The sequence below is a fragment of the Roseateles aquae genome, assembly GCF_032337115.1.
Classification (GTDB): domain Bacteria; phylum Pseudomonadota; class Gammaproteobacteria; order Burkholderiales; family Burkholderiaceae_C; genus Roseateles_C; species Roseateles_C aquae.
The window spans coordinates 1-2,813 of record NZ_JAVXZY010000026.1; the positions used below are offsets into that span (position 1 = coordinate 1).

General features: G+C 64.4%; 1 protein-coding gene. It reads left to right on the forward strand.

Translation table 11 applies throughout. From position 1 onward, the window contains the following. A partial coding sequence (locus RQP53_RS24575) for an RHS repeat domain-containing protein (protein WP_315653371.1) occupies nucleotides 1-2,813 on the forward strand: 2,813 nt, incomplete at both ends.

The following is a 2,813-nucleotide window of genomic DNA, read 5'->3' on the forward strand; positions in this document are numbered from 1 at the left end:
GCGAACAAGGGGCTGCTGCAGTCGGAGACGGTGGAGCCGGATAACGCGCAGCTGTGCGTGGTGACGAGCTACGACTACGACGCGTACGGGAACAAGAAGCAAGCCACGACGGCGAACTGCGCCGGGGCCAGTGGTGATGCGCTGTTCGCAAGTCGCAGCAGCGGCAATACCTTTGCTGCACAGGCGGTCAGTGTTGCCTCCACCTCTGTCAGCATTCCTGCCGGCCTGTTCGCTACGAGCAGCAGCAACGCGCTGACGCACAGCGAGAGCCGCGAGTACGACCCGCGCTTTGGTGTGGTCACCAAGCTGACTGGCCCGAATGGGCTGACGACGAGCTGGACCTACGACGAGCTCGGCCGCAAGCTCAGCGAGCTGCGGGCAGATGGCACCTCGACGGTCTACTACTACTGCCTGGTCGGCAATAGCAGCGATCCGCTGAACAGCCCGGGCTGCAACAGCGGCAACGTCACGCCCGCGGAATCGCCGGGCAGCGATGCCTATGCCTATGTGCACACCGAGCCACGCGACAAGGCTGGCACAAAGATGGGTGCCTTCGTGCGCATCTACACCGACAAGGCCGGCCGCGAACTGCGCAGTGCCACCGAGAGCTTTGATGGTGGCAGCCCGGGGGCAGCGCAGAGCACCGGCGTGATTGTCAGCGATACGGCCTACACCGCCACCGGCCAGAAGCAGTTCGTCACCGCGCCGTACTTCCTGGCCAGCAAATCCTCGACGCTGGCCGGTAGCAACGATGTGGGCGTCACCGAGACGCAATACGACGCGCTGGGCCGCCCCGTGGCCGTCTACCAGTCCTTCAAGGCCGATGCCCTTGATGCTGCTGCACCCACACGCAGCTTCGGCAGCTACGGCACGCGTGGCTACAGCCTACAGACCGTTGCCTATGCCGGGCTGAGCATCACCTCGACCAACGACAAGGGCCAGAAGCGCACAGAAGAAAAGAATGCTAACGGCGAAGTGATACGTATCACCGATGCCAGCGGCGCCCAGCTGCTGCATCAGCGCGATGCCTTCGGCAACCTGGTGCAAACCAAGGACCCGCTGGGCAATAACAGCACCATCGCCTACGACCTGCGTGGACGCAAGCTCAGCCTGATCGACCCGGACGCCGGCACCAGTAAATACGGCTACGACGCCATCGGCCAAATGGTCTGGCAGCAGAGCGCCAAGCAGGTGGCGGCGAGTGTCAAGACGACGATGGTCTACGACCAACTGGGTCGGATGAAGACCCGCACCGAGGCCGAGTACACATCGACCTGGGTCTACGACAGCTGCGCCAAGGGCGTGGGTAAGCTGTGCGGCACCTCGACCACGCGGGGCCTGAGCCGCAGCATCAGCTACGACGCCTTGGGTCGCCCGATCAGCAGCAGCACGCAGATCAGCAGCGGCAGTGGCTTCAGCACCGGTAACAGCTTCACCAGCCTGGTCGACTACGACGCCAACACCGGCCGTCTGAGCACGCAGACCTACCCCAGTGGCGTCAAGATCGGCTACAACTACACGGCCCGCGGCTACCTGGCCAGCGTGGAGCTGAAGACGGCAGCCACCGTCAAGCCCTTGCCGGATGCCAAGGGCGTCAAGGCCGCTGATCAGGCGCTGGCCATCGGCTACAAGCTCTGGACGGCGCAGCGCCAGAATGCCTGGGGCAAGCTCGAGCAGCAGCAATACGGCAACGGAGTCATCAGCACCGCGGCGTTTGACAGCGCGATGGGCCGTGTGACCGATCTGAAGGCAGGGCCTGGTGACTTCATTGTTGATCAGCATTACGCTTGGGACAGCCTGGGCCAATTGACCTCGCGCGCCGACAACAACGGCGACACCAACGTCAGCGGCATGCAGCGGCTCGCCGTCAACGAGACCTTCAGCTATGCCGATAGCCTCAACCGGTTGACGCAATACACCGTCAGCCTGCCGGCCACGCCAGGGGCCAAGCGCACGGTGAACCTGCAGTACAACGCGTTGGGGCTGCTGCTGTCCAAGAGCGATGTCGGCAACTACGCCTACAACGCCCAAGGCGGGGTGCGACCACATGCGCTGAAGTCGGTGACCACCGCGCAGGGCACGACCACCTACGGCTACGACGACAACGGCAACCTCGCCAGCGCCGACAACGGCAAATACACCAGCCTCAGCCACACCAGCTTCAACCTGCCCGACAGCGGCAGCGGCCTGCAAGGCCCGGCTGGCAAGTACGCCTGGCAGTACGACGAGAACCATGCCCGCGTGCTGGAGACCCACGTCACCAGCGAAGGCACGCGCCAGACCTGGTATCTGCACCCGGACAACCAGGGTGGCCTGGCCTTCGAGAGCGAAGTGGCGCCCAACGGCACGGTGAGCAACCGCCACTACATCAGCGCCGGCGGCCAGACCATCGCCGTGCTGGTGAGCACCGGTGCGCTGCCGGCCAATCCGGCCACCGCGGCACCGACGGTCTTCGTCAAGCTCGAGTACTGGCACAAGGACCATCTGGGCAGCCTGATCTCGACAACGGATCACACCGGCACCTTGACGGCCCGCTACGCCTACGACCCCTTCGGCAAGCGCCGCTACCTGAACGGCAGCTACGACGAATTCGGCGCCATCGTGGCCGACTGGAGCAGCACGCTCAACGCCGGTACTGACCGCGGCTTCACCGGCCACGAGCACCTGGACGATTTGGGCATCGTGCACATGAACGGCCGGCTGTTCGACCCGCGCCTGGGCGTGTTCCTGCAGGCCGACCCGATGCTGCAGGACCCATTCAATCTGCAGAACTACAACCGCTACGGGTATTGCTACAACAACCCGATGGGGTG